Annotated in this window: 27 protein-coding genes; 10 read left to right on the top strand and 17 right to left on the bottom strand. The window is 63.5% G+C overall.

Annotation, left to right across the window (positions count from 1 at the left end; all coding sequences use genetic code 11):
• Positions 1-26: 26 nt before the first annotated feature.
• Complete coding sequence (locus R3P95_RS06445) at positions 27-980, bottom strand: UTP--glucose-1-phosphate uridylyltransferase (protein ID WP_037192236.1); 954 nt, start codon at positions 978-980, stop codon at positions 27-29.
• Between the two features lie 107 nt (positions 981-1,087).
• Here R3P95_RS06445 and R3P95_RS06450 point away from each other — a divergent pair, with 107 nt between their 5' ends.
• The 4 genes from R3P95_RS06450 (at position 1,088) to mscL (ending at position 3,448) form a co-directional block, all read left to right on the top strand.
• Complete coding sequence (locus R3P95_RS06450) at positions 1,088-1,681, top strand: 5-formyltetrahydrofolate cyclo-ligase (protein WP_317547734.1); 594 nt, start codon at positions 1,088-1,090, stop codon at positions 1,679-1,681.
• A gap of 153 nt (positions 1,682-1,834) precedes the next feature.
• Positions 1,835-2,179, top strand: a complete 345-nt coding sequence (locus tag R3P95_RS06455) for an FmdB family zinc ribbon protein (RefSeq protein ID WP_317547736.1) — start codon at positions 1,835-1,837, stop codon at positions 2,177-2,179.
• An 89-nt stretch (positions 2,180-2,268) separates the two neighbouring features.
• Positions 2,269-2,931, top strand: coding sequence for an SAF domain-containing protein (locus tag R3P95_RS06460; protein ID WP_317547737.1), 663 nt, complete (start codon positions 2,269-2,271; stop codon positions 2,929-2,931).
• 43 nt (positions 2,932-2,974) lie between these two features.
• Positions 2,975-3,448 carry a large conductance mechanosensitive channel protein MscL gene (gene mscL, locus R3P95_RS06465; RefSeq protein ID WP_037191966.1) on the top strand — a complete coding sequence of 158 codons (474 nt, stop codon included), beginning with the start codon at positions 2,975-2,977 and terminating at the stop codon, positions 3,446-3,448.
• A gap of 110 nt (positions 3,449-3,558) precedes the next feature.
• On the opposite strand, the gene R3P95_RS06470 is transcribed toward mscL, so the two are convergent.
• The 10 genes from R3P95_RS06470 to R3P95_RS06515 form a co-directional block, all read right to left on the bottom strand.
• Positions 3,559-4,290, bottom strand: coding sequence for an MspA family porin (locus R3P95_RS06470; protein WP_149405143.1), 732 nt, complete (start codon positions 4,288-4,290; stop codon positions 3,559-3,561).
• Between the two features lie 62 nt (positions 4,291-4,352).
• Positions 4,353-5,021 (bottom strand): MspA family porin, encoded by a 669-nt coding sequence (locus tag R3P95_RS06475; protein WP_149405142.1) that lies wholly within the window; start codon positions 5,019-5,021, stop codon positions 4,353-4,355.
• A gap of 398 nt (positions 5,022-5,419) precedes the next feature.
• A complete protein-coding gene (locus R3P95_RS06480) occupies positions 5,420-5,848 on the bottom strand; it encodes a hypothetical protein (protein WP_317547739.1) in 429 nt (142 codons plus the stop codon).
• Positions 5,849-6,019: 171 nt separating this feature from the next.
• Positions 6,020-6,733: an MspA family porin gene (locus R3P95_RS06485; RefSeq protein ID WP_317547740.1), complete on the bottom strand. Its 714-nt coding sequence runs from the start codon at positions 6,731-6,733 to the stop codon at positions 6,020-6,022.
• Positions 6,734-7,411: 678 nt separating this feature from the next.
• A complete protein-coding gene (locus R3P95_RS06490; RefSeq protein WP_317547741.1) occupies positions 7,412-7,615 on the bottom strand; it encodes a hypothetical protein in 204 nt (67 codons plus the stop codon).
• 8 nt (positions 7,616-7,623) lie between these two features.
• Entirely contained in the window at positions 7,624-8,121 is a 498-nt protein-coding gene (locus tag R3P95_RS06495) for a MogA/MoaB family molybdenum cofactor biosynthesis protein (RefSeq protein WP_037191958.1), read from the bottom strand.
• 89 nt (positions 8,122-8,210) lie between these two features.
• A complete protein-coding gene (locus R3P95_RS06500) occupies positions 8,211-9,731 on the bottom strand; it encodes a S1C family serine protease (RefSeq protein ID WP_283347126.1) in 1,521 nt (506 codons plus the stop codon).
• Positions 9,732-9,832: 101 nt separating this feature from the next.
• Positions 9,833-11,284 (bottom strand): HAMP domain-containing sensor histidine kinase, encoded by a 1,452-nt coding sequence (locus tag R3P95_RS06505; protein WP_149405599.1) that lies wholly within the window; start codon positions 11,282-11,284, stop codon positions 9,833-9,835.
• Positions 11,284-11,970 (bottom strand): response regulator transcription factor, encoded by a 687-nt coding sequence (locus tag R3P95_RS06510; protein ID WP_032395747.1) that lies wholly within the window; start codon positions 11,968-11,970, stop codon positions 11,284-11,286. Before R3P95_RS06510 ends, R3P95_RS06505 begins: the two co-directional genes overlap by 1 nt.
• Before the next feature lie 55 nt (positions 11,971-12,025).
• Entirely contained in the window at positions 12,026-12,640 is a 615-nt protein-coding gene (locus tag R3P95_RS06515) for a trimeric intracellular cation channel family protein (RefSeq protein ID WP_283347127.1), read from the bottom strand.
• A gap of 112 nt (positions 12,641-12,752) precedes the next feature.
• On the opposite strand from R3P95_RS06515, the gene R3P95_RS06520 reads away from it, so the two are divergent.
• Together R3P95_RS06520 and R3P95_RS06525 are read left to right on the top strand one after the other, a co-directional pair.
• Positions 12,753-13,043 (top strand): PASTA domain-containing protein, encoded by a 291-nt coding sequence (locus R3P95_RS06520; protein WP_283347128.1) that lies wholly within the window; start codon positions 12,753-12,755, stop codon positions 13,041-13,043.
• Between the two features lie 109 nt (positions 13,044-13,152).
• Positions 13,153-14,169, top strand: coding sequence for a magnesium and cobalt transport protein CorA (locus R3P95_RS06525; protein ID WP_094686688.1), 1,017 nt, complete (start codon positions 13,153-13,155; stop codon positions 14,167-14,169).
• A 69-nt stretch (positions 14,170-14,238) separates the two neighbouring features.
• Here the strand turns inward: R3P95_RS06525 and R3P95_RS06530 are convergent, their stop codons facing one another.
• From R3P95_RS06530 to mrf, 6 genes are all read right to left on the bottom strand, one after another.
• Complete coding sequence (locus tag R3P95_RS06530; protein ID WP_317547742.1) at positions 14,239-15,957, bottom strand: metallophosphoesterase; 1,719 nt, start codon at positions 15,955-15,957, stop codon at positions 14,239-14,241.
• A gap of 163 nt (positions 15,958-16,120) precedes the next feature.
• On the bottom strand, positions 16,121-17,302 hold the full coding sequence (locus tag R3P95_RS06535) for an RtcB family protein (protein ID WP_317547743.1): 1,182 nt from the start codon (positions 17,300-17,302) through the stop codon (positions 16,121-16,123).
• 317 nt (positions 17,303-17,619) lie between these two features.
• Positions 17,620-18,678 carry a VIT1/CCC1 transporter family protein gene (locus R3P95_RS06540; RefSeq protein ID WP_121870663.1) on the bottom strand — a complete coding sequence of 353 codons (1,059 nt, stop codon included), beginning with the start codon at positions 18,676-18,678 and terminating at the stop codon, positions 17,620-17,622.
• Between the two features lie 26 nt (positions 18,679-18,704).
• Positions 18,705-18,872, bottom strand: a complete 168-nt coding sequence (rpmF, locus tag R3P95_RS06545; protein ID WP_032388658.1) for a 50S ribosomal protein L32 — start codon at positions 18,870-18,872, stop codon at positions 18,705-18,707.
• Positions 18,873-18,875: 3 nt separating this feature from the next.
• Complete coding sequence (locus R3P95_RS06550; RefSeq protein ID WP_094608307.1) at positions 18,876-19,136, bottom strand: type B 50S ribosomal protein L31; 261 nt, start codon at positions 19,134-19,136, stop codon at positions 18,876-18,878.
• Positions 19,133-20,365: a ribosome hibernation factor-recruiting GTPase MRF gene (gene mrf / locus R3P95_RS06555; protein WP_317547812.1), complete on the bottom strand. Its 1,233-nt coding sequence runs from the start codon at positions 20,363-20,365 to the stop codon at positions 19,133-19,135. The genes R3P95_RS06550 and mrf overlap by 4 nt, the downstream gene beginning before the upstream one ends.
• A gap of 137 nt (positions 20,366-20,502) precedes the next feature.
• Between mrf and rpmB the strand changes: the two genes are divergently transcribed.
• The 4 genes from rpmB to rpsR are packed head-to-tail and all read left to right on the top strand — an operon-like array spanning position 20,503 to position 21,485.
• Positions 20,503-20,739 carry a 50S ribosomal protein L28 gene (rpmB, locus tag R3P95_RS06560; protein WP_032404320.1) on the top strand — a complete coding sequence of 79 codons (237 nt, stop codon included), beginning with the start codon at positions 20,503-20,505 and terminating at the stop codon, positions 20,737-20,739.
• Positions 20,736-20,906, top strand: coding sequence for a 50S ribosomal protein L33 (gene rpmG, locus R3P95_RS06565; protein ID WP_170944568.1), 171 nt, complete (start codon positions 20,736-20,738; stop codon positions 20,904-20,906). The genes rpmB and rpmG overlap by 4 nt, the downstream gene beginning before the upstream one ends.
• Before the next feature lie 2 nt (positions 20,907-20,908).
• Positions 20,909-21,214, top strand: a complete 306-nt coding sequence (gene rpsN, locus R3P95_RS06570; protein WP_068050178.1) for a 30S ribosomal protein S14 — start codon at positions 20,909-20,911, stop codon at positions 21,212-21,214.
• 16 nt (positions 21,215-21,230) lie between these two features.
• Complete coding sequence (gene rpsR / locus R3P95_RS06575) at positions 21,231-21,485, top strand: 30S ribosomal protein S18 (protein ID WP_008719028.1); 255 nt, start codon at positions 21,231-21,233, stop codon at positions 21,483-21,485.
• Positions 21,486-21,561 lie beyond the last annotated feature (76 nt).

A 21,561-nucleotide genomic window follows, 5' to 3' on the forward strand; every position in this document is an offset into this window, starting at 1 on the left:
TTCCTCTATGGCATCGACCCGCGATGCTATTCGTACGTGGTCAGTTCCGGTGCCCAGCTGTCGCTCAAGCGTTCGTTCAGCCATTCACGCAGCGCCGGACCGTAGTCGTCACGTTGTAGAGCAAAGTCAACCGCAGCGCGCAGGTATCCCCCGGGATTTCCGAGGTCGTGTCTCGATCCGCGGTGCACCACCACGTGGACGGGGTGGCCTTCTTCGATCAGCAGCGCAATGGCGTCGGTGAGCTGCAGCTCGCCGCCTGCGCCGGGCTTGATCCGTCGTAGAGCGTCGAAGATCGCGCGGTCGAGCAGGTACCGGCCCGCGGCGGCCAGGTTGGACGGGGCGTCCTCCTGCTTGGGCTTTTCGACCATACCGGTGACCTTGAGGACGTTCGGGTTGACCGCGTCGGGCACGATCTCGACGGAGAAGACGCCGTAGGAGGAGACCTTGTCGTCGGGAACTTCGATGGCGCACAGCACCGAGCCTCCGCGCTTGGCGCGTACGCGGGCCATGACGTCGAGCACACCGCGGGGCATCACCAGATCGTCGGGAAGCAGAACGGCAACGGAATCCTCGTCGTCGTCCAGGACTTCCTCGGCACAGGCGACGGCATGTCCGAGTCCGAGCGGCTCGTGCTGAATGACCGATTGGACGTCGAGCAGACCGGGGGCAACCCGCACCTTCTCGAGCATTTCGAGCTTGCCGCTGGCCTCCAGCTTGTTCTCGAGGACGAGGTCCTCGACGAAGTGAGCGACGACGCCGTCCTTGCCGGGGGACGTGACGATCACCAGTCGCTGTGCACCGGAATCTGCGGCTTCGCCGGCGACGAGCTCGATACCGGGAGTGTCGACCACTGGAAGCAGTTCTTTCGGAACGGTTTTCGTGGCCGGCAGGAACCGGGTACCCATGCCCGCTGCGGGAACGATGGCCGTGCGGAAATGCACGGGCGTGGCGGCGGTCGTCGCTGTAACGGCTTCTGTCATGGTGCTCACCCTATCCATGGTTTCTGGTGATCTGCTCGCCGTGTGCTGCGTTTTACCCCCGAGTGCATATCGTTGAACGACAGCACAGGAAGGGAGGACGAATCGTTGTGACCGTTCCCGATTTCACGGAGAACACGCCCAAGGATCGATGGCGAAAGTATGTTCTCGCCGAACGCCGACTGCTCGACGGTGCGCAACGCGCAATGGAGTCCTCTGCACTCTGTCACGTCCTCGGTGAATTGGCTGCCGAACACCCCGTCGTCGCCGCGTACGTTCCTGTCGGCCGGGAGCCGGGTTCCATCGAGATGCTCGACGCGATGGCCGCGGCCGGGTCGACCGTTCTGCTTCCGAGTGCGCACGAGCCGGGTCCCCTGCGCTGGGCTCGATACGCCGGGCGTGAGTCGTTGGTGAAAGCCCCGTTCAGTCTGTTGGAACCGTCGGGACCGACGCTCGATCCCGACGCGGTGTCGGAGTGCACTCTGGTTCTCGTTCCGGCGCTGGCCGTGGACCGGAGCGGAAACCGGCTGGGCCGAGGCGCGGGCTTCTACGATCGAACTCTCGACCTGTGCAGACCCGACGCGATGCTGGTCGCGGTGGTGCGCGAGAGCGAAGTGGTCGATCGCCTACCCGCCGAATCGCACGACAGACCGGTGACACACGTGCTCACCGCCGGCGGGCTCGTACGCTTGAGTACGGAATAACGCTAGGATTCGATTCGTTGGCACTCCTGACTGTAGAGTGCTAATGCTCTCCCCAGTTTCGACAGTTTCGACGAACAGACAAGACACCGGCGGTGTTCGGCCTCGGCCAGCAGAGCGGCGAATTTCCTCGGTGACCAGCGCGGAGGAAACACGATGCCCACTTACTCATACGCATGCACCGAGTGCGACAACCGCTTCGACATCGTTCAGTCCTTCACCGACGACACACTGACGGTGTGCCCCGCGTGCTCGGGCAAGCTTCGCAAGCTGTTCAACTCCGTCGGCATCGTCTTCAAGGGCAGCGGCTTCTACCGCACCGACAGCCGCGGCGGCTCCAGCACCTCCAGCGAGGGCGCAGGCGAGAAGAAGTCCGATGCGGCAGCCACGAAATCGGACAGCAAGACCGACTCGAAGCCCGCCGAGAAGAAATCTTCGGATTCGTCGTCGTCGAGCGGTTCTTCTTCGTCGTCGACCACGAAAGCTGCTGCCAGCCAGTAGTTTTCCGCTTCATCCACAGGCCGGGCCGTTATCCACAGCCCGGCCTTTTCGGTGCCTGTTCCGGCTCGGGCAGCGATACCGTTTGCACCATGGCTGCCGGCAAGAATCGACTCGACTCGACGCTGCTCGATCGCATCACCCTGCGTCCGGCATGGGTCGGATCCACGAAATTCAGACGGATCGCGGCCGGGGTTCTGGTCGCGGTCGCACTGGTACTGTTCCTCGACGACGCCGACGGCGACGACCGCGTACGGGTGATCACGGCCGGACGCGACCTGACACCCGGCACCGTACTGACGCAGGCCGATATCGCCGTCGCAGAGTGGGACGGGGCGAACGTCCCCGAGGGCGCACTCGTCGAATCCGAAGCCGTGGACGGCCAGACCCTCACCGGGCCGGTCCGTGCGGGCGAACTGCTCACCGACGTGCGCCTGCTCGGATCTCGGACCGCCACGACGACGCTGGGGACCGAGGCACGCGTCGTACCGGTACATCTCGCCGACGCTGCGGTGACCGACCTGCTGCGTGAAGGCGACCGCGTCGACGTGCTGACGGTTGAGTCCCAGGACGACCCGAATGCGGTGCCCGCGGCACGAGTGCTGGCGTCGGGAGCGATGGTTGTGCTCGTCTCCGCCGACGCCGGTGGCAATCGGCAGCGAGACCGAGTCGTCTTGCTGGCCCTACCGACGAACGACGCGACGGCGGTCGCGGCAGCCTCTTTGGTCAGCGCGCTCACGGTCACCCTGCACTAACGTCTCTCGAGACAGAACAAACCGAGCGTTGGGAGAAGGGCTCATGCTGAAGGGCTTCAAGGACTTTCTACTCCGCGGCAACGTGGTGGACCTCGCCGTCGCCGTGGTCGTCGGCGCAGCATTCACCGCTATCGTCACCGCATTCACGACGAACGTCATCAACCCCCTTGTCGCTGCCCTCGGTGGCAGCAACGAATACGGCTTCGGGTTTCAGATCACGTCGTCGCCGGAATCGTTCGTCAACGTCGGTGCCGTCATCACCGCGATCATCAACTTCGTCATCATCGCGGCCGTCGTCTACTTCGTGCTGATACTCCCGGTGAACACGGCGAAGAAGCGCTTCGTGAGCCAGCCGGAGAAGGAACTGAGCGACGTCGACGTGCTGGTGCAGATTCGCGACATCCTCGCGGGAGGAACCGCAGCGGGACAGAAACTGTCGACCGCAGCCGACACCACCGGCGGTAGCGGCGAGGCCATGGACGCAGCCCCGGATCTCGGCAAACATTCCAAGGACTGACGTCGGTCTGCTTCGACGAATGAATGCGCCATTCACGTTGTCTGACAGCGTGAATGGCGCATTCATTCGTTGTGGGGGTGCGACCCCCTACGTGGATCTCGGCTGTAGCGTCAGCCGATGCTGAACGGCTGTCCCCACAGTGTGGTGGTTGCCGTGACCGCATCGTTGTCGATGGTGACCTTCACGTACGAGCGGGCCTCAGCGTAGCCGGCACATCCGGCGACGCTCAGGGTCTCGTCGGCGTAGGTGTAGCCGCCGCCGTTGCCGTCGAACGAGAACTCGTTCGAAACCTCGGTCGCAACCGTGACGCCGTCGATCTCCGCGGACTTCTCGTCGGCCACGAGCTTGACGTCGTTGAACTGGCCGGGGGCGAGATTCAGCTCGACGCCTGCACCGATGTCGTAGGTGTTCGGCTGAGTGCGGTCGATTGTCAGCGAGCTGAGATCACCCGGCTCCAGCGAGATCGTGTTGCCCTGGCCGAAGGACGCGTTTCCATCGGCACCGATCGCGGCACTGAAATCGACCTGGCACCCGACCAGGAAGCCCGGCTCGATGGATCCGCCACTGGCGTTGGAGGTCTCGACCGTGTAGTTGCCGGTGACCCACACGTTGCGTTGGGTGGGTGTGGCACCCATCGACGGCGAAATCAGCGCGCTCTGGCCGAATCCCTTTACGGTAACGGTTGTTCCGTCGATCAGCGTCTTGCTGATCTCGTTGTCCTGCAACGGAACGAAGGTGTCGGCGTTGGCCGCTCCGGCGGACAGGAACCCGATTGCGATGGCGCCGACGGCTCCGACTGCGGCCGTCTGGAATCCACGCCGCACGGTGGTGGTGTTCTGCATAGCTACCCCTTTTGGGAAAGTGAAACGCGCTCTAGGCGAGGGTGAGTGAAGTGGTGGGATGCTCAGCCGAGGCTGAACGGCTGGCCGTAGAGCGTGCCCTTGTAGCGGTAGTTGCCGGTGAGTTCGAGCGTGGTGTACGAGCGAGCCTGCGCGTAGCCACCGCAGTTCTCCACGGAGATCCCGACGTCCTGGTACTGAATCGCGGTGAACGGGCCCTTGACGTCCTTGCTTCCGAGCTCGACCTGCGCGACTTCCTTGTCCTTGATGGGGACGTTGACTCCGACTCCGCCCTCGAACTTGTTAGTGGTCTCGCCTTCGCCGCCGATGAGGAACGGGATGGGGAACAGCGTGATGATGTTGGTGTTGCCGCCCTCGATACCGAAGCCGGCGTTCATGTCCAGGCTCAGGTCGTCCATGTCGAGCTGGCAACCGACGAGGTAGCCCGTCTTCAGGGTTCCGGTCACTCCTTCGGGAGTGTCGGCAGTAGCGGTGCCGGTGACCCAGCCGTTTCGGTTGAGGGGATTGTTCGCGATCGCGGGCGAGATGACAGCCGACTCGTCGAGATGCGAGATCTTGTACGGCCCCGCCACCTTCTCACCGTTCGGCAATGGAACGAACGTATCGGCATTGGCAGCACCGACCGAAAGCATTCCGACAGCTACGGCCGACGCCGCGCTCACTGCAGCAATTCGACTTACCTTGCGCAGCACGGAGTGACGAATATTGTTCATGATTCCCCTCGTATGACCGGCCGATGCCCCATCCGATGGCCGGACCGATCGGGAGACATCTTTTCTCGCAGAAGAATACTGTACAAATCGGTACGAAGCATCCACAACGGACGCAATATGGGTGCGTGTATCAGCAGCTAACAGATACCTTCCCTGCTTGCCCTACTTAAACAGCGGACCGGCCCGCAACCAGCTGTCACTTTTCGGATCGATCGCTCGAATTGAGCTGATACAAAGCAAGAAAAGACGTCTCGAGTGCACAATGCATGCAACAAAACGGACCGAATACAGACGCAGGTGCGATCCGAGGATCTCTTTCGGCACCCCATTCGGTCGATCGGCGCGACTATGCCCTGCAATCCGCAGATCGCAGGGCATAGTCGACTGTTTCTCCTGAACTAAAACTTCAACAGCGGAAACTCGTCGAGCGTGATGGATGTGCCGTCGGCTTCACAAGCCGAGGCAACTGCATTCGAATTGTCGACGAATTGCTGGCCGGATTCACTGTCCGGCTCGGACAGTTCCAGCGAATCGGCAGGCAGATCGGCCACGAGCGTCGTCAGAGCGTTCTTGACCTCGCCGGTTGCCTGTTCCGATTGGGTGGTGAATTCATTCAGCGAAGCGGATTTGTCCGCGGTCCACTTCTCGACGCCGGCTTGATCGGTGGGGACAGCTTCGACAGTGGCGACAAAGGCATTGTGCGAAGTCGCGAAGGCTGTGCAGCTTTCGGCATTCTCCCCCGATGATGCATCCGAGGATTCACTGCTGCAGCCGGCCAGAAGTAGAAATGCCGCACAGGCGGCGACGGAGAGAGCTATCGTTTTCATTGTCGGTCCCCCGGACCTTTCTCGCAGGCAATACCGAAGCACGGTCCTGCAGTATCGATTCATTCGGTTCCACTAACACACAGCAATCAGGCCCGCCCGGGATACCCGGGCGGGCCCAATCGATTTCGGCTAGGTCAGCCGAGGGTGCTGCTGTTGATCAACCGATCGAGATCAGTTGAAGGTAACCGGGGCACCGTAAGTGACAGCAACGTCACCGGTGGAGCTGGTAACGGAGACGTAAGGACGAACCCGGACGTTACCGAGAACTCCGGTCGCAGTTCCGTGGACGTTGGCGAGCTGGATCGAACCGCTGTTACCGACCGCGTCACCTTCGGTTCCGGAGACGGGTGCGCTCTCGTCGATCTTCAGCACGGCACCTTCGGCCTCAAGGATTCCGGGACCGTTAGCGATACCGACCTCGAAGTCGGCGGTCGGAATGAGCTGCGCTTCAGCGTTGATTCCAGCGGTTGCGCCGTTGGTGGCCTCACCGGTGTCAACTGAAATATCCTCAGTCACGGCGTTGCCTTCGTCATCCAAGACCGGATTGCCCTCGTCATCAAGCACAGGAACGTTCCGAGTCGTTGCGCGCGAGTTACCGACGCCTGCATTGACGCCCGCCTCGGCGGTGATGCTCGGAGTTCCCCAGCTAATGGTGACCCCTCCGTTGATGGCGAGTGGGTAGCCGACCTGGTAACCGATCTTGACAGTGCCCTCGAAGTCGTCGGCGTCCGGTCCGGTGACGTCCCAACCCGCGCGGCCGTTGGCGAACCACTCACGGGTGAGCGGGTTGCCGTCCAGGGAAGGAACGCCATTGATGAAGGTGTCGGAAAGCGTCACGACGATGGTGTTTCCGTTGCCGTCGACGATTGTGTTGGTGCTGTCCACTGCAGCGGACGCGGTTCCGGTACCGAGTACCAGACCGGCGACCGACGCGCCGGCGACAACCGCAGCGCTCATGGACTTGAGTCCCCGGCTACGCCGCGACTTCTGGATCTCCGTCATTTATTCCTCATCATGTTCAGTCCCAGCGCGGTGTCGCACGGGGAGGCTTGTGGCTTTCACCCTCGAACTAGATCGTGTGCATCTATGCACACGAGCCCGAGCCGGATGCGACCGTGACGGCCTCATCCTGTCGTTCAGTTCCGGACTCGAGGCGAGGCACCGGTTGGTCCCGCGCCCTCACTGTCGGAAGCTGAGGGGAACATTAGAGGAGATGCCTGACCGTGACAATCCCTACGATCGGTCCCCAAACGTTGCCGACTCGTGATGTGTTTCGGCGGCGTGAACAACTTTCACAGCAGTGTTAGCGATAACCACAGTCACAGCATCTCTCGGAGTCGTCGAACTGTTACATCTGCCTCATTCGGGTAAACCGACCCTGATGTGGGAATACTCCGGCTCCGTCATGTCCCGGTCAGCCGAATAGTCCGGTCTGCGGGGCGTCCGCGACGTCCGTTTTGAACCTTGCCGCCTCGAGCTACTGCCGGATAGCTCGCTAACGCCAGGTAAACGAGTAACTAACAGACCTGTCATTCAGAGCGATTGAATGTGTTGTAGATCACATCAGAAGTAATGAGGTGGTCGCTGTTGCTTCAACCATTCGTCCGAGGACGGGCCGCCGGATTCGGCACCCGCACCGTCGCCTCGCTCGTCTCCGGTCGTCTCCGGCAGAACTTCACCGAAGATGCGAGCGAGCCGGGCCCGTTCTGCTTGGGCCCGGCTCGCATCGTCTTCGGCCGATCGATCGTCGTTCGGCTTTTCACTCATCGGTATCGCTATGCGTCCAATCCAGACAGCTCGGCGATGACCTGACTCGCCAGCGGCGTCAGCGTCGCCATTCCGTCGCGAATCGCAGCCCGCGACGAGGCCAGATTGACCACCAGCGTGCTTCCGGACACACCGACCAGTCCACGGGACAGACCGGCGTCCAGCGAACCTGCTGCCAGTCCCGACGAGCGCAGTGCCTCGCTGATACCCGGAATCTCGCGGTCGAGCACCTCAGCGGTGACGTCGGGAGTGACATCGCGCGGCGAGACACCCGTGCCACCGATGGAGACCACCAGGTCGACACCGCCGATCACCGCGGTGTTGAGTGCATTCCGCACATCCACCTCGTCTGCCGTCACCGCGACGACACCGTCGACGAGGAATCCTGCCTCGGTCAGCAGTTCCGTGACGAGCGGGCCCTTCGAGTCCTTCTCGGTGCTGTGCGCTGTTCGGTCGTCCACGATGACGACCAACGCGCGCCCTGCCAGTGGTGCGTCGAGTTCCATACCGCTCACCGTAGTAGTAAGGCCTCCACCCGGCTCACGCTGTGCGTAAATCGTTGCAACCGTTCCGTGCCTGCCTGGTTCTCGTAACATCAGCGACCGCCCGGGAACGACGGAACCTGGAAGGGCAGTTGCTGTTCTTGCTGTTGCGTCTGAGTCTGGGCCGGGGCGGGCTCCGCGGTACCGAGCGTCACCGTCGCCGTCTTCTCGCTGCCGCCCTCGCTGTAGGTGACGGTGACGGAGTCTCCCGGAGCGTGCGAGCGCACCGCGGCGATCAACGCGTCACCGCTCGAGATGACGCGGTCGTCGAGCTTGGTGATCACGGCACCCGTCGGGATGCCTGCCGATGCGGCGGGGCCACCCTCGGTGACCTCGACGACGGTTGCGCCGTTGGCGTCGTCCTGCGACGGCACCTGCACCCCGATCATCGCCTGAGTGGCCTTACCTGTGGTGGTCAACTCGTCAGCGATGCGCTTGGCCTGATCCACCGGGATCGCGAACCCGAGCCCGATGGATCCGCTCTGGGCTCCGGATCCCTGGCTGCCGCCGATCGTGGCGATCGCAGTGTTGATGCCGATCAGCTGTCCGTCGGTGTTGACGAGCGCGCCGCCGGAATTACCCGGGTTGATCGCAGCGTCGGTCTGGATGGCGTCGATCACCGAGTTCTGGTTGCCGGACTCCCCCGAGGTGGACACCGGCCGATTCAGCGAGGACACGATGCCCGTGGTGACCGTTCCCGCGAGGCCGAGCGGAGAGCCGATCGCGACGACCTGCTGACCCACTTCGAGGTTCGACGACGAACCCAGCTCGATCGGCGTCAGGTTCGACTTGCCCTCGGCCTTGATGACGGCCATATCCGAGACCGAGTCGGCACCGACGATCGTCGCGTCGGCCACCGATCCGTCGGAGAACGCGACGGTGAGTTTGCCGTTGGCACCTGCACCCGTCGCGACATGGTTGTTGGTGAGGATCAAGCCGTCACTGCTGAGAATGACGCCCGACCCCTCGCCTTCCTCCTGCGAACCCGTCACCTGGATCTGCACCACACTCGGCAGGACCTTGTTCGCGACGGCCTGGACGGAACCGTCGGGGAAGTTGGCGGCCGGCTCTGCGGCGGTGACGGTGGAGTTCAACGAGTTGGTCACTCCCCCGCCGCCGTTGGCGTTGTTGGTCGCGATGGCACCGACTGCGCCGCCGATTCCGCCGCCGACCAGTACGAGGGCGATGGCACCGGCCACCAGCGCAGAACGACCCGAGCGAGTCTTCACCGCGGCAGGCGCAGAGTTGGATTGCGGTGCAACGTGTTGCGGCTGGGCGTGGGTGTGCTGGGCGGTCCGTGGGTCGCTCTGTTGACCGTACGGCCCGTAGCCGGGCTGGTAGGGGTTCTGTCCGTAGCCGGCGTACTGCTGCGGATAACCCTGCTGCGGGGGTTGTGTGCCGGCGTGCTGGGGGTTTACCTGCTGGGGGTTGGCATGCTGGGGGTTTACCTGCTGAGGCGGGTGCTGCTGGGTGGGGTAGCTCTGCTCGTCGCCGCGCGAAGCCCGGTCCGCCGGATGCTGCTCGCCACCGGCACCCTGTCCGGTCTGTTCGGATTCGTTACGGTCGTCGCTCATCGTTGTTGCTTCCTTCAGTAGAGACCTCGTCGTAGAGGTCCGCCCGCCTTCTTGCTACTCACTGTGCAGGGCGGTACTGAGAGGTCGCTGAGATCCGGCTATCAGTTTGCCGAGAGTGTCGTGGGATCGGGAGCACCCTCACCGGGCAACACGATTCGAATGAGGGCACCGCCGCGCTCGGACACCTCGACCCCGATGGTGCCGCCGTGCTTGACGACCACCTGTCGCACGATGGCAAGGCCCAGGCCACTTCCGGGCATGGAGCGTGATGCCGTGGAGCGGTAGAAGCGCTCGAACACCAACTCGCGATCTTCCTCGGGAATACCCGGTCCTGCGTCGTCCACCGTCAACTCGAGCAGACCATCGCCGATCTGCCGCATGGCGATTCGCACCTCACCGCCGCTCGGGCTCCACTTCGCCGCATTGTCGAGCACGTTCAGTACGGCCCTCGACAGTCCTGCTTGATCGCCGTAGACGAACCACGGCATCAGCGTCGCATCGAAGTCGATTTCGTTGCGACGGCGGCGTGCTCGCTCGAGACTGCGTTCGACGGCATCGGCCAGGTCGACTCGCTCGAACACCGTCTCCGGCGCATCCTCGCGCGCCAGATCGACCAGATCACCCACCAGGGTGGACAATTCCTGGATCTGCGCCACCACGTCGGTTCGGAGCTCGGCCATGTCCTCGTCCGGGATGGACGGGGCTCCGGGGCGTCCGGCCGCGATCAGCAACTCCATGTTGGTCCGCAGCGAGGTCAACGGCGTCCGCAGTTCGTGGCCGGCGTCGGCGACCAATCTGCTCTGCCTGCCTCGAGATTCGGCGAGCGCGCGGAGCATCGTGTTGAAACTCTCTGTCAGACGCGCCAACTCGTCGTCACCGGTCACCGGAATCGGTGTCAGGTCGTCGGTGCGCGCCACTCGTTCGGCGGCAGCCGTCAACCGGGCGATCGGGCGTAAACCGGTGCGTCCCACGGCCATACCAGCTCCAGCGGCCAGCACCACTCCGCACGCACCGACGATCAACAGCACCCATGCCAGACGGTCGAGTACTTGCCCGGTCGGCAGCAGTCTTTGTGCGACGACGAGAGTGCTGCCATCCTTGGTGCGTAGTGCGAGCACCCGTTGATCGTCGAGTGTGCGCAGAGACGATTCCTGTTGTCCGCTCACGACAGCGAGTTCGGCGTCGCCGATCGGCACCTTGGGCCCGGGCGGGTTGTAGCTGGACATGTCCGGGTAGATCAGCGCCACACTCACATCGGTGCTGTACAACGTGGCACCGGCAACGAAACGCGGGTCGTAGGACACCAGAGTCGACTCCGCCAAAGCCGATGCACGAGAACGCAATTGAGTGTCCACATCGCCGTACAGCGCCCGCGAGACAACCGTGTATGCGGCAATGGCCATGACAGCCACCGCAATTGCGACGACGGAGGCCGCGAGCAACGTCACCCGCCACCGCAGCGACACCGACCGTGTCAGGGGCATCGGTGGTCGCATCCCCGTCGGCGAGGAGCCGACACCGTCGGTCGACTTGCGCCCGAACGAAGCGACCATCACGGAGGCGTCTCGCGCAGGACGTAACCCACACCGCGAACGGTGTGGATCAGCCGCGACTCCCCCTCCGCCTCGGTCTTGCGCCGCAGGTAACCGACGTACACCTCGAGGGCGTTGCCCGACGTCGGGAAGTCGTAACCCCACACTTCCTCGAGGATGCGACTCCTGGTGAGCACCCGTCGCGGATTGGTCATCAGCATCTCGAGCAACGAGAACTCGGTCCGGGTGAGGCTGATCGAGCGTTCGGCGCGCGAGACCTCACGGGTGACCGGGTCCAACGACAGGTCCGCGAACGTCATGGTCTCCGAGTCGATGCCCGCTTCCATCGCGGTACGCCGAAGCAGTGCCCGCAGTCGAGCCAACAGCTCCTCGAGCGCGAACGGCTTGGGCAGGTAGTCGTCGGCACCGGCATCGAGGCCGGCGACGCGCTCGGACACCGAGTCCCGTGCCGTCAACACGAGAATCGGCAGGTCGTCGCCGACACTGCGCAATCGACGACACACCTCGAGACCGTCGAGCCGAGGCATCATCACGTCGAGCACCAGGGCATCGGGCCGCGCCGCCGCAACCTGCTCGAGCGCGTCGAGACCGTCGACCGCCAGGTCCACGGTGTACCCGTTGAACGTCAGCGACCTGCGCAGCGACTCACGCACCGCTCGATCGTCGTCGACCACCAATATCCGCATCCGTACAGTTTGTCCTGGTCGACTGAGATATGTCTGAGAGGGGTGCCCAATCCGACTACGGAGTGGGTAGGTGCTTGGCCAGCGGGAGGTTCCACTTTCGCCACAGCGCGAGCAGACGCAACCCCGTCGCGAGCAGTGTTCCCACGATCAGACCCACGTTCTCCGGCAGACCCGCAGCGTCGGCCAACACGACGGCCGACGCACCGAGCAGAGCCGGCAGCGCATAGAGGTCGCGGTGTAGCAGCAGCGGAACTTCGTTGACCAGAACGTCTCGGATCACGCCGCCCGCCACGGCCGTCGTCGTGCCGATGAGAGCTCCGGCCAACGCGCTACCTCCCGAAGCCAAGGCAATCGTCGCGCCGGTCGATGCGAACAGGCCCATGCCGAATGCGTCGAGCACCAGAACTCCGCGTCGCACCTTGCCCATCTGCCGATGCGCGACGAACACGACCAGCGAGGCCAGGAAGCCGACGGTGAGGTTCGGCCACGTGTCCAGGGACGTCGGCGGGTGGATGCCGAGCAGCAGATCGCGAATGATGCCACCGCCGATACCCGTCGTGATTCCGACGACGCACACCCCGAACAGATCCAACCGGCGATGCACTCCGATCAACGCACCGGAGGCCGCGAAGGCCGCGATACCGATCAATCCGAGCACGTCGAGAAGCATCGGACCAGCATGTCACGGCGCTGACAGGGATCTGACAGCAACATCCGAGGCCCGCCCCAGCATCGGCGAGCAGCTTTGAGACATAACCGATCACGACAACGAGGAGCACATCATGCGCAGTGGATTCAAGAAGTCGATCGCAGCCGTCGCAGCCGCCGCGGCACTCACGCTCAGTGGTGGAGCCGTCGCCAACGCGTCGACACCCGACAGCCGGATCGAGATCCCGGACGTCTACGACATGACCGCGACCGCAGCCGAACAGACCCTGGAGGATCTGGGCTTCACGACCGTCAACATCAAGGGATCCGACATCGACGGAACTGCGATCGGAACCAACTATCAGAAGGGCGTGGAGGTCGACAAGAACGCCGCCATTCTCGTGATCACAGGAAAGACCAGCTGACTCGACCGCGCGGTCCCGTCGTCGTCGGCGGCGGGACTGTCCGCGTTGTGGTTGCAGGCGATAGTCTCGGTGCGCAGCAGAATTTCGCAGAACCGAGGTGAACGAACAAGTGCCGATCATCGACAACGCCGTCTACGTGAACGGAAAACGCACTGCCAATCCCGAGAGCCTCGATATCACCTTCGAGGTCATGCGCGAGCGGCACGGAATGGCATGGATCGGGTTGTACCGACCCGAGGTCGCCGAAATCATGGCTGTGGCAGACGAGTTCGGCCTGCACCGGCTCGCCGTCGAGGACGCCATCGCAGCCCACCAGCGGCCGAAACTGGAACGGTACGCCGAGCAGCTGTTCGTCGTTCTCCGGCCCGCGCGATACGTCGACGAGACCGAAAAGGTCGAATTCGGCGAATTGCACATCTTTCTCGGTCCGGACTTCGTCGTCACCATTCGCCATGCCGAATCCCCCGACCTGGCGATGGTGCGAAAGCGCCTCGAAGGATCTCCCGAACTGATCGAACTCGGACCCGAAGCGATCCTCTACGGCATCCTCGATCAAGTGGTCGACGAGTACGTCCCGGTGGTCACCGGACTGCAGAACGACATCGACGAGATCGAGGATCAGCTGTTCACCGGCGATCCGTCGGTCTCGCGTCGAATCTATTCGCTGCTCCGTGAAGTGTCCGAATTCGACCGTGCTGCAAAGCCACTCGTCGAGATGATCGAATCGCTCAAGCGAGGGTCGGACAAGTACAACGTGGACGTGGAACTGCAGCGCTACCTGCGCGACGTTCACGATCACGCGATCCGAGTCTCCGACCGCATCGAGTCCTTCCGATCCAACCTGCAGAATGCGTTGACCGTGCACTCGACCATCGTCGCGCAGCAGCAGAACGAAGAGATGCGCAACATGACCGAAGCCAGCCTGGAGCAGAACGAACAGGTCAAGCGCATCTCGTCATGGGGTGCAATTCTTTTCGCGCCCTCCCTGATCGCCGCCATCTACGGCATGAACTTCGACGACATGCCGGAATTGAAATGGCAACTCGGCTACCCGATGGCACTGCTCGCCATGGCGATCTGCTCGACTGCACTGTTCGTGGTGTTCAAGCGTCAGAAGTGGTTGTAGTGCGGCTCCGCCGCAGTGGCGTGCTCGAGTGCCTCAGGGGGCACTCAACCGCACCACTGCCGCAGGCACTCAGGACGAACCGGACCTCGGGCCGATCGGGATGTCGCGGGTGAAGGTCAACCTGTCGAACTCGTTGCCGTATTCGTCGATGGCACCGATCGTCATTCTGCTGGCGGTGATGCCCGGAATGCCCGGCACCACATCGACTCTGACGAACGAGTAGTTCAGGAACCGCACCCTCGACCAGGTGATGGACTCGGCCGACTTCGTGCCGTCCGGCGCCCAGACGTAACTGTTGGGAACTGCGGTGTCGGGCAACTCGTTGCCGCGGTAGCTCACGCCTTCGCCGTCCTGGAACGTATAGCGGGGACGACCACCACCGCCGACGGTGTAATACACGGTGCCGTCGGTCTTTCCGTCGACCGTGGCGTTGTCACCGGCGACCCGCGTCGCACGGTTGCCGCGAATGGGATCGGTGCGTTCGAAGACGTGGTTGTGAGCCTGGAGCACCACATCCACCTCGTACCTGTCGAACAACGAAACCCATGCGTCGCGCACGCCGCCGTCGCTCGCATGCGTCGACGTGGTCGAGTACGCGCAGTGATGGAAGAAGCAGACGATGAAGTCGATGTTCGGATCGGCACGGTACTTCGCCAATGTCTGCTCCACCCAGGTGTTCTGGGCCCCACCGCTGTACCCGGTATTGGCTTTGATCTCGTAGCTGACGTCGTTCGCGTCGAGCGAGAGCACCGCGGTGTTGCCGTAGACGAACGAGTACGCCGACGGGCAGCCCTTCGGGCCGTTGCTCGGCTGATCCAGACGCGCCGCATGGCCGCCGTATCCGTTGGGGCTGTACAGCGCTTCCATGTCGTGGTTGCCAGTGGCGAACAACCACGGCGCGGTCGACGCACTGGCTTCGATCGCCTGGAAATAGCCGTCCCAGACGAAGGGGTTGAACTTGTCGAATCCCTTCGGCGGCGTCTGTCCGTGCTTCGCGAACTGCGGCGGCAGACCGGCACCCGACGGGTCCGCATACGCGATGTCACCGGCGAGGATGTGGAAGTCCGGGTGCGAGGCCTCGATCTGCCGATTGATGTTGCGCGCGTGCTTGACCGACGGTTCGTTGTCGGCCTTGTAGTACTGGTCGTCGTAGTCGCCGGCGACCAGGCCTTCTGGTTGCGAGGGTGTTTCGTCGACGCCCTGATCGCCCATCATCGTGAACCTGAACGGTGCGATTCGGCCCGACGGCAGCGCCGGAGATGCGCTGCGAATATCGCTCACGAAGCCGTCGGCGGTGCGCCAGCGGTAGTAGTGCGGCAACTTCGGCGTCAGATTGTCGACGGGAACATGCACGTAGTACTGCTCTGCCGACAGAATTCCGCCGTCGGTCTGCGGTACCTGGCTGATCAGGTTGCGCACCTCGGCAGAGGTCGTCGCGCCCAGCGCCGGCGTGGGGCCGTGGTCGAGAAAGACTCCGGTGAGCCCGGGATTGCGTGAGAGCTGAGCGGAGAACCGCAACTGCGTCGCCGGGTCGTTTCCGAATCCCATGTGCCGACCGGCCACAGCCAGCGGAGCGTCCTGCGCATAGGCGGTGCGTGCGAACACCGAATTCCCGACGCCTACCGCGGCGGCCGTCGCGGCCGCTCCCACCAGGAAGTTTCGGCGACTGACGGGGTGTCGCCGCAGGAACGACCGATGCCAATCGTGCTGCTCGGCCATGGTCATGTTCTCGGCGAGTGTGCCCGGGATGCCGGTCGCGACGGTCTCGCCTGCGGGATTGAGCGTCATGATTCGATCGTGGCGGTGACGCCCGCTCTCTCCGTTAACCAAGCGAAGCACTTGAGTGAACAGCATGAGAACACCGATGCACAACGGGACGAACGAGGACAATCCCGTCGTGCATGGAAACTCGTGACCCACTACGAACTTCCAGGCACGACGGGAGGTGAACTCAGGTCCCCTTGACGTTGAGGATCTGCCGCAACTCGTGCTCGATGCTCACCAGGTCCCGGGCATCCTCCATCACGACATCGATCGACTTGTAGGCGTCGGGAATCTCGTCGATGAAATCGGCACTGTCCCGGAACTCGATCCCCTTCATTCGCTCCTGCAGGTCCTCGTGGGTGAACCGCTTCCTGGCCTCGGTCCGCGAGAACTGCCGACCGGCACCGTGAGGAGCCGAGCACAGTCCGGCCCGCGAGCCCTTACCGACGACCACGTACGAACAAGTTCCCATCGACCCGGGAATGATCGCCTTGACATCCTCGTGTGCGTCTACCGCGCCCTTACGCGTGAGCCAGACCTCCTTGTGCGCATGCGTTTCCTTCACCGTGTAGTTGTGATGGCAATTGATCCGCTCGACCTCGCGATGGTCGTCGGTCCCCATCCACTCGGCGAACACCGCACCGAACCTGTCCATCATCTCGGCACGGTTGAGGTACGCGAACCGCTGCGCCCACTTCAGGTCTCGGATGTACCGTCCGAATTCCGGCGCACTCTCGGGCAGGTACGCCAAGTCCTTGTTCGGCAACGGGATCCACCACTGCGCGCACAATCGCTGCGCAATGGCGATGTGCTTCTTGGCGATCTTGTTGCCCACGCCCCTCGATCCACTGTGCAGAAACAGCCACACTCGATCGGTCTCGTCGAGGCACAACTCGGCAAAGTGATTGCCGCCGCCCAACGAACCGAGCTGCTCACGCCACTGCGGTGAGTGGTTCAGCTCGACACCGTCCTTGGCCGCCAACTCCTCGAGTTCGAGCAACTTGGGCGCGGTGAAATCCCACCGGTCGACGCCGACGTTGTAGTTGCCCGGAGACAGCGGGATGCTTGCCTCGATGGCGAGTCGCAGGTCCGTCAGATTGCGGCCGTCGACGTCGTCTAGGGTGAATTCTGTTCGGACGCCGATCATTCCGCAGCCGATATCGACTCCGACTGCAGCCGGAATGACTGCACCCAATGTCGGGATCACAGTTCCGACTGCGCTGCCCATACCGCTGTGGGCGTCGGGCATCAGTGCGACGTGCGGATGCACGAACGGCATCGACGAGGTCTCACGGGCCTGCTCGAGAGTCTTGTCTTCGAGCTGTGAAGCCCAATTGAGCAAACGCAAGCCCACCTTGTTCGGGGGCATGATGTTCCTTCCTGCCCCCTTGCACAAGAGGGCGCTATTCGATGGGTCGATTCACGAGCGGAGCTTGTTTACCGCAGGGAGCGGCGCATCGCTCCGGTGAATACGCGCGCAGCACAAGGCCCGTACCTGCTCTCGTGTCGAGAGCGGCACCAGACAGAACGGTTGCGCGCATGACGAGGACCCTATCGAGCGAGACCTTGCCCACGCGAGCGAATTATTCGAAACGTAGTGGGACTGAATGCACAGAGGTGTGCTGTGATGATGGGATCCCGTCGCTGGGGACCGATAGTGTGCAAACCTGCCCACAACGCCGGGACCTACACTCCTCCACCGAATGCCAAGCCCAGTAGATATGTCGCCCCAGCCGCGCCGTAGCCGATGGCCAACTGTCGCAGAGCGCGTTTGACCGGTGGCCCACCGCTGAGCAGTCCCACCACCAAGCCGGTACAGATCAATGCGATTCCGACGAGGACTGCGGCAACGGCAAGTGCCACATAACCTTCGAGGCCGAACAGATACGGCAGCACCGGGATGACGGCACCGGAGGCGAAGAAGCAGAAGCTGGCCCCGGCGGCACCGAGGCCGGTTCCGATGGACTCGTGTTGATCGACATCGGGGGCCATCTCGTCGGCAGGTAGTAATCGCAGCACTTCGGCGGCTTTGGCGTCGGCTTCCTCGTGGGTCATTCCCCGCGCCCGGTAGACCAGCGCCAATTCGTTGGCGTCGACGTCGAGGTGTTGGACGGCATCGCGCGCGGCACTGTCCGGCGACGACGCCTCGAGCAGTTCGCGTTGCGAGCGGACCGAGACGTACTCGCCCGCGCCCATCGACAGCGCGCCGGCGAGCAGGCCCGCGAGTCCGGTGACGAGGACGATTTGATTGGACACACCGGACCCACTGATACCGAGCACCAGAGCCAGGTTGCTCACCAAGCCGTCGTTGGCACCGAACACTGCGGCTCTGAACGTTCCGGACAGTCGATTGCGACCGCGAGCTGCCAGGGCCCTGATGACCTCGGCGTGGATCTGCTCGTCGGCCGTCATGGCGTCGGTGGCATCGGAGTCGGTGGCGTACGGAGAGCGCGTTTCGGCGCGCTGCGCCAATGCGAGCACGAACACCGAGCCGAACCGACGCGCCAGCACACCGAGGATGCGGGTGCGGATGTCGCCCTTGAGCGGCATGCCGACCCGCTCGCCCAGTAGGTTTCGCCAATGCTGCTCGTGGCGGCCCTCCGCATCGGCGAGTGCGAGCAATATGTCGCGCTCCTCGCCGACGCGTCGTCCTGCCAGATCGCGATAGACGGCAGCCTCGGCCCGCTCGTCGGCGAGATACTGCCGCCACCGCTTCACATCTCGCGCACTGGGTCCGTCGTTCATGAAAGTGAAGATAGACCCGTAGAGGGTCAGCTCGGGTCGTACACCCCGGTCTGCACTGCTTTGACCAATCTCCGTGGCACTCGGAACTCGCGACCTTGGAAACGCACGGTCACCAGATCAGGGGCAACGGCTTTCCACTGCGCACGACGGCTCCTGGTGTTCGAGCGCGACATCTTTCTCTTCGGAACAGCCATGACTCAGACGTCCTTTCGGCTTCGGCGGCCGTAACGCTTCTCGAATTTCTCGACGCGTCCCTGCGTGTCCATCACGCGGGCGGCTCCGGTCCAGAAAGGGTGCGATTCGGACGAGACGTCGACGACGATCAGCGGGTAGGTGTTGCCGTCTTCCCATTCGGTCTCGCGCGCGGACGTGACGGTGGACCTGGTGAGGAACTTGTTGCCGGTGCTCGAATCCTGGAACACGACCGGGTGGTAGTCGGGGTGGATGCCTGGTTTCATTCTGTAGCCTCTCGTGATTGTTCTGCGTACGGGGATTCGCTGCTGTCGCAGGGGTCTTCGTGCCACTGACCGAACGGATCGGTCCAGCCGGACCACGCCGAGGGGTCCGTCATCTCGTCGTCGGATACCAACGCCCACTGCAGCGTTCGGTCGATCTCGGTGGGGTCGGCCTCGTGCACGAGGATCACCAGCGAGGTGTCACGATCGCCGAACGTCTCGTCCCATCGCAGCGCCGCCATTGCCCGACGGGTGGCGTCGACGCGGTCCTGTTGCTCCGGTTCCATTGCGGCAAGCCACTTTCCGGCGCTCGCAACACGAAGACCGCCGCCGGCCGATTCGATCCACAGCGCTTCGTCGGGCTGAGTGGCGACCCATGCCCGCCCCCGTGCGGTGACGACACCGTCGAGCAGCACGTCGATGGCCTCGTGCAATCGCTCGGGATGAAACGGCCGCGTTGCGGTGAACTCGACCAGGGTGACGCCGCAGTCGACGGTCAGCGGCGGCTGACCGCGCAGCAGTGGCGAATGCGCGTCGGTGATCGCACCGCGACGGGCATCGGCGGGCACGGACGCGAGAAGCGCTGGGGCGTCGACCATTGCGTCCCGGGACACCCAGACGACGGGCGCATTCGGTGCCAGCCGCGCGAGGACTGCAGCAAGCCGGGCCCGCTCCCACGCGTCGACGTCCGGGCCCGCGGTGACGACGAGCGCATCGGCGTAGTCGACCTGTCCGACCACCAATTGCGCGACGGTTCGATCGTCGTCCCCACTGGCGACGATCCCTCGGTCGGCCATGGCGTCGTCGCCGGTGGCGTCGGCCAGCCAGGTTGCGGCATCGAGGCAGTCGACCACTGCCTCGATGCGGACGTCACGCGAGGCCGGGCCGTCGATCTGCCCGACGACACCCGCAACGACGACGTTGTCCACGGCCCAGCACAGTGCCTCGGGCTCGAGCGCGGGGTCCATGGCGAGCACGATGCGATCGACGTTGCTGCGGGCGGACAGTGCGCGCAGCAGCGGCAGCAGATCCTCCCGAAGTGTGCACGAGACGCAGCCGTGCGCCAGCTCCAGAATGGTCTCGCGCGGGTTCTCCCCCAGTACGGAGAGTGTGCGACGCACGACGCCTTCGGCGACGCGGCTCAGATCGTGGCGGACCGCGACCGTCCCCGGCGCGAGCAGCGACGTCACGACCGCGTCCATGGCTCCGGTCCAGCCGGAGACGAGGACCATCGGGGTTCGATCGTCCGGTGAGTTGTTCACGAGCACCCTTCTTCTCGACAACGATTGTCATTCTCTGAGGATGCACGCTACATTCGAGATCACGCTTTGTCGAAAACGATTGTTATAACGGAAAGAAAGGAGTGCTCGTGTCAGCGCACTGCCAAGTCACCGGCCGCACCCCCGGCTTCGGAAAATCCGTCTCGCACTCCCACGTGCGAACCAGCCGTAGGTGGGACCCCAATATCCAACGCAAGACGTACTACGCACCCAGCCTCGGCCGACGCGTCACTCTCACGCTCTCGGCCAAGGGCATCAAGACCATCGACCGCGACGGCATCGATGCCGTCGTCGCCAAGATCCGCGCACGTGGGGAGAAGATCTGATGGGCAAGAGCACGGACGTCCGTCCGATCGTCAAGCTGAAGTCGACCGCGGGGACCGGCTACACCTACGTCACTCGCAAGAACCGTCGCAACGATCCCGATCGACTGGTGATGAAGAAGTACGACCCGGTCGTGCGCAAGCACGTCGATTTCCGAGAGGAGCGGTAGTCGTGGCGAAGAAGTCGAAGATCGCCAAGAACGAACAGCGCAAGGTCGTCGTCGCCCGGTGGGCAACCCGTCGCGCCGAGCTCAAGGAGACCATCCGCAGGCCCTCGAGCAGCGACTCCGAGCGCGCACAGGCCCAAGCAGCACTGCAGCGTCTGCCGCGCGATTCGAGTCCGGTACGATTACGCAATCGTGACGCTGCGGATGGACGTCCGCGCGGTTATCTACGGAAATTCGGGCTGTCCCGCGTGAAAATGCGCGAGATGGCTCACCGTGGGGAGCTGCCAGGCGTCCACAAGTCGAGCTGGTAAAGGGAAAAGGTTTCAGATGGCAGTCAAGAGAGCACCGTCGAAGAAGGTCCGCGCAGAGGCAGGCCGTCGACCGAAGAAGAACCCGTTGAACGCCGCCAAGGTCACCACGGTGGACTACAAGGACATCAACCTCCTTCGTCAGTTCATCTCGGACCGCGGCAAGATCCGCAGCCGTCGGGTCACCGGGCTCACCCCGCAGCAGCAGCGCCAGGTCGCTGTTGCAGTGAAGAACGCTCGTGAGATGGCATTGCTGCCCTTCACCAGCCGCTGATCCAAACTTTCGTTCAGAGAGGCCACGTAGCCATCGGCTACGTGGCCTCTCTGGCGTTCCCGATCCAGAGATGAGC

Origin of the sequence: Rhodococcus cercidiphylli (assembly GCF_033042225.1) — a bacterium.
Classification (GTDB): domain Bacteria; phylum Actinomycetota; class Actinomycetes; order Mycobacteriales; family Mycobacteriaceae; genus Rhodococcoides.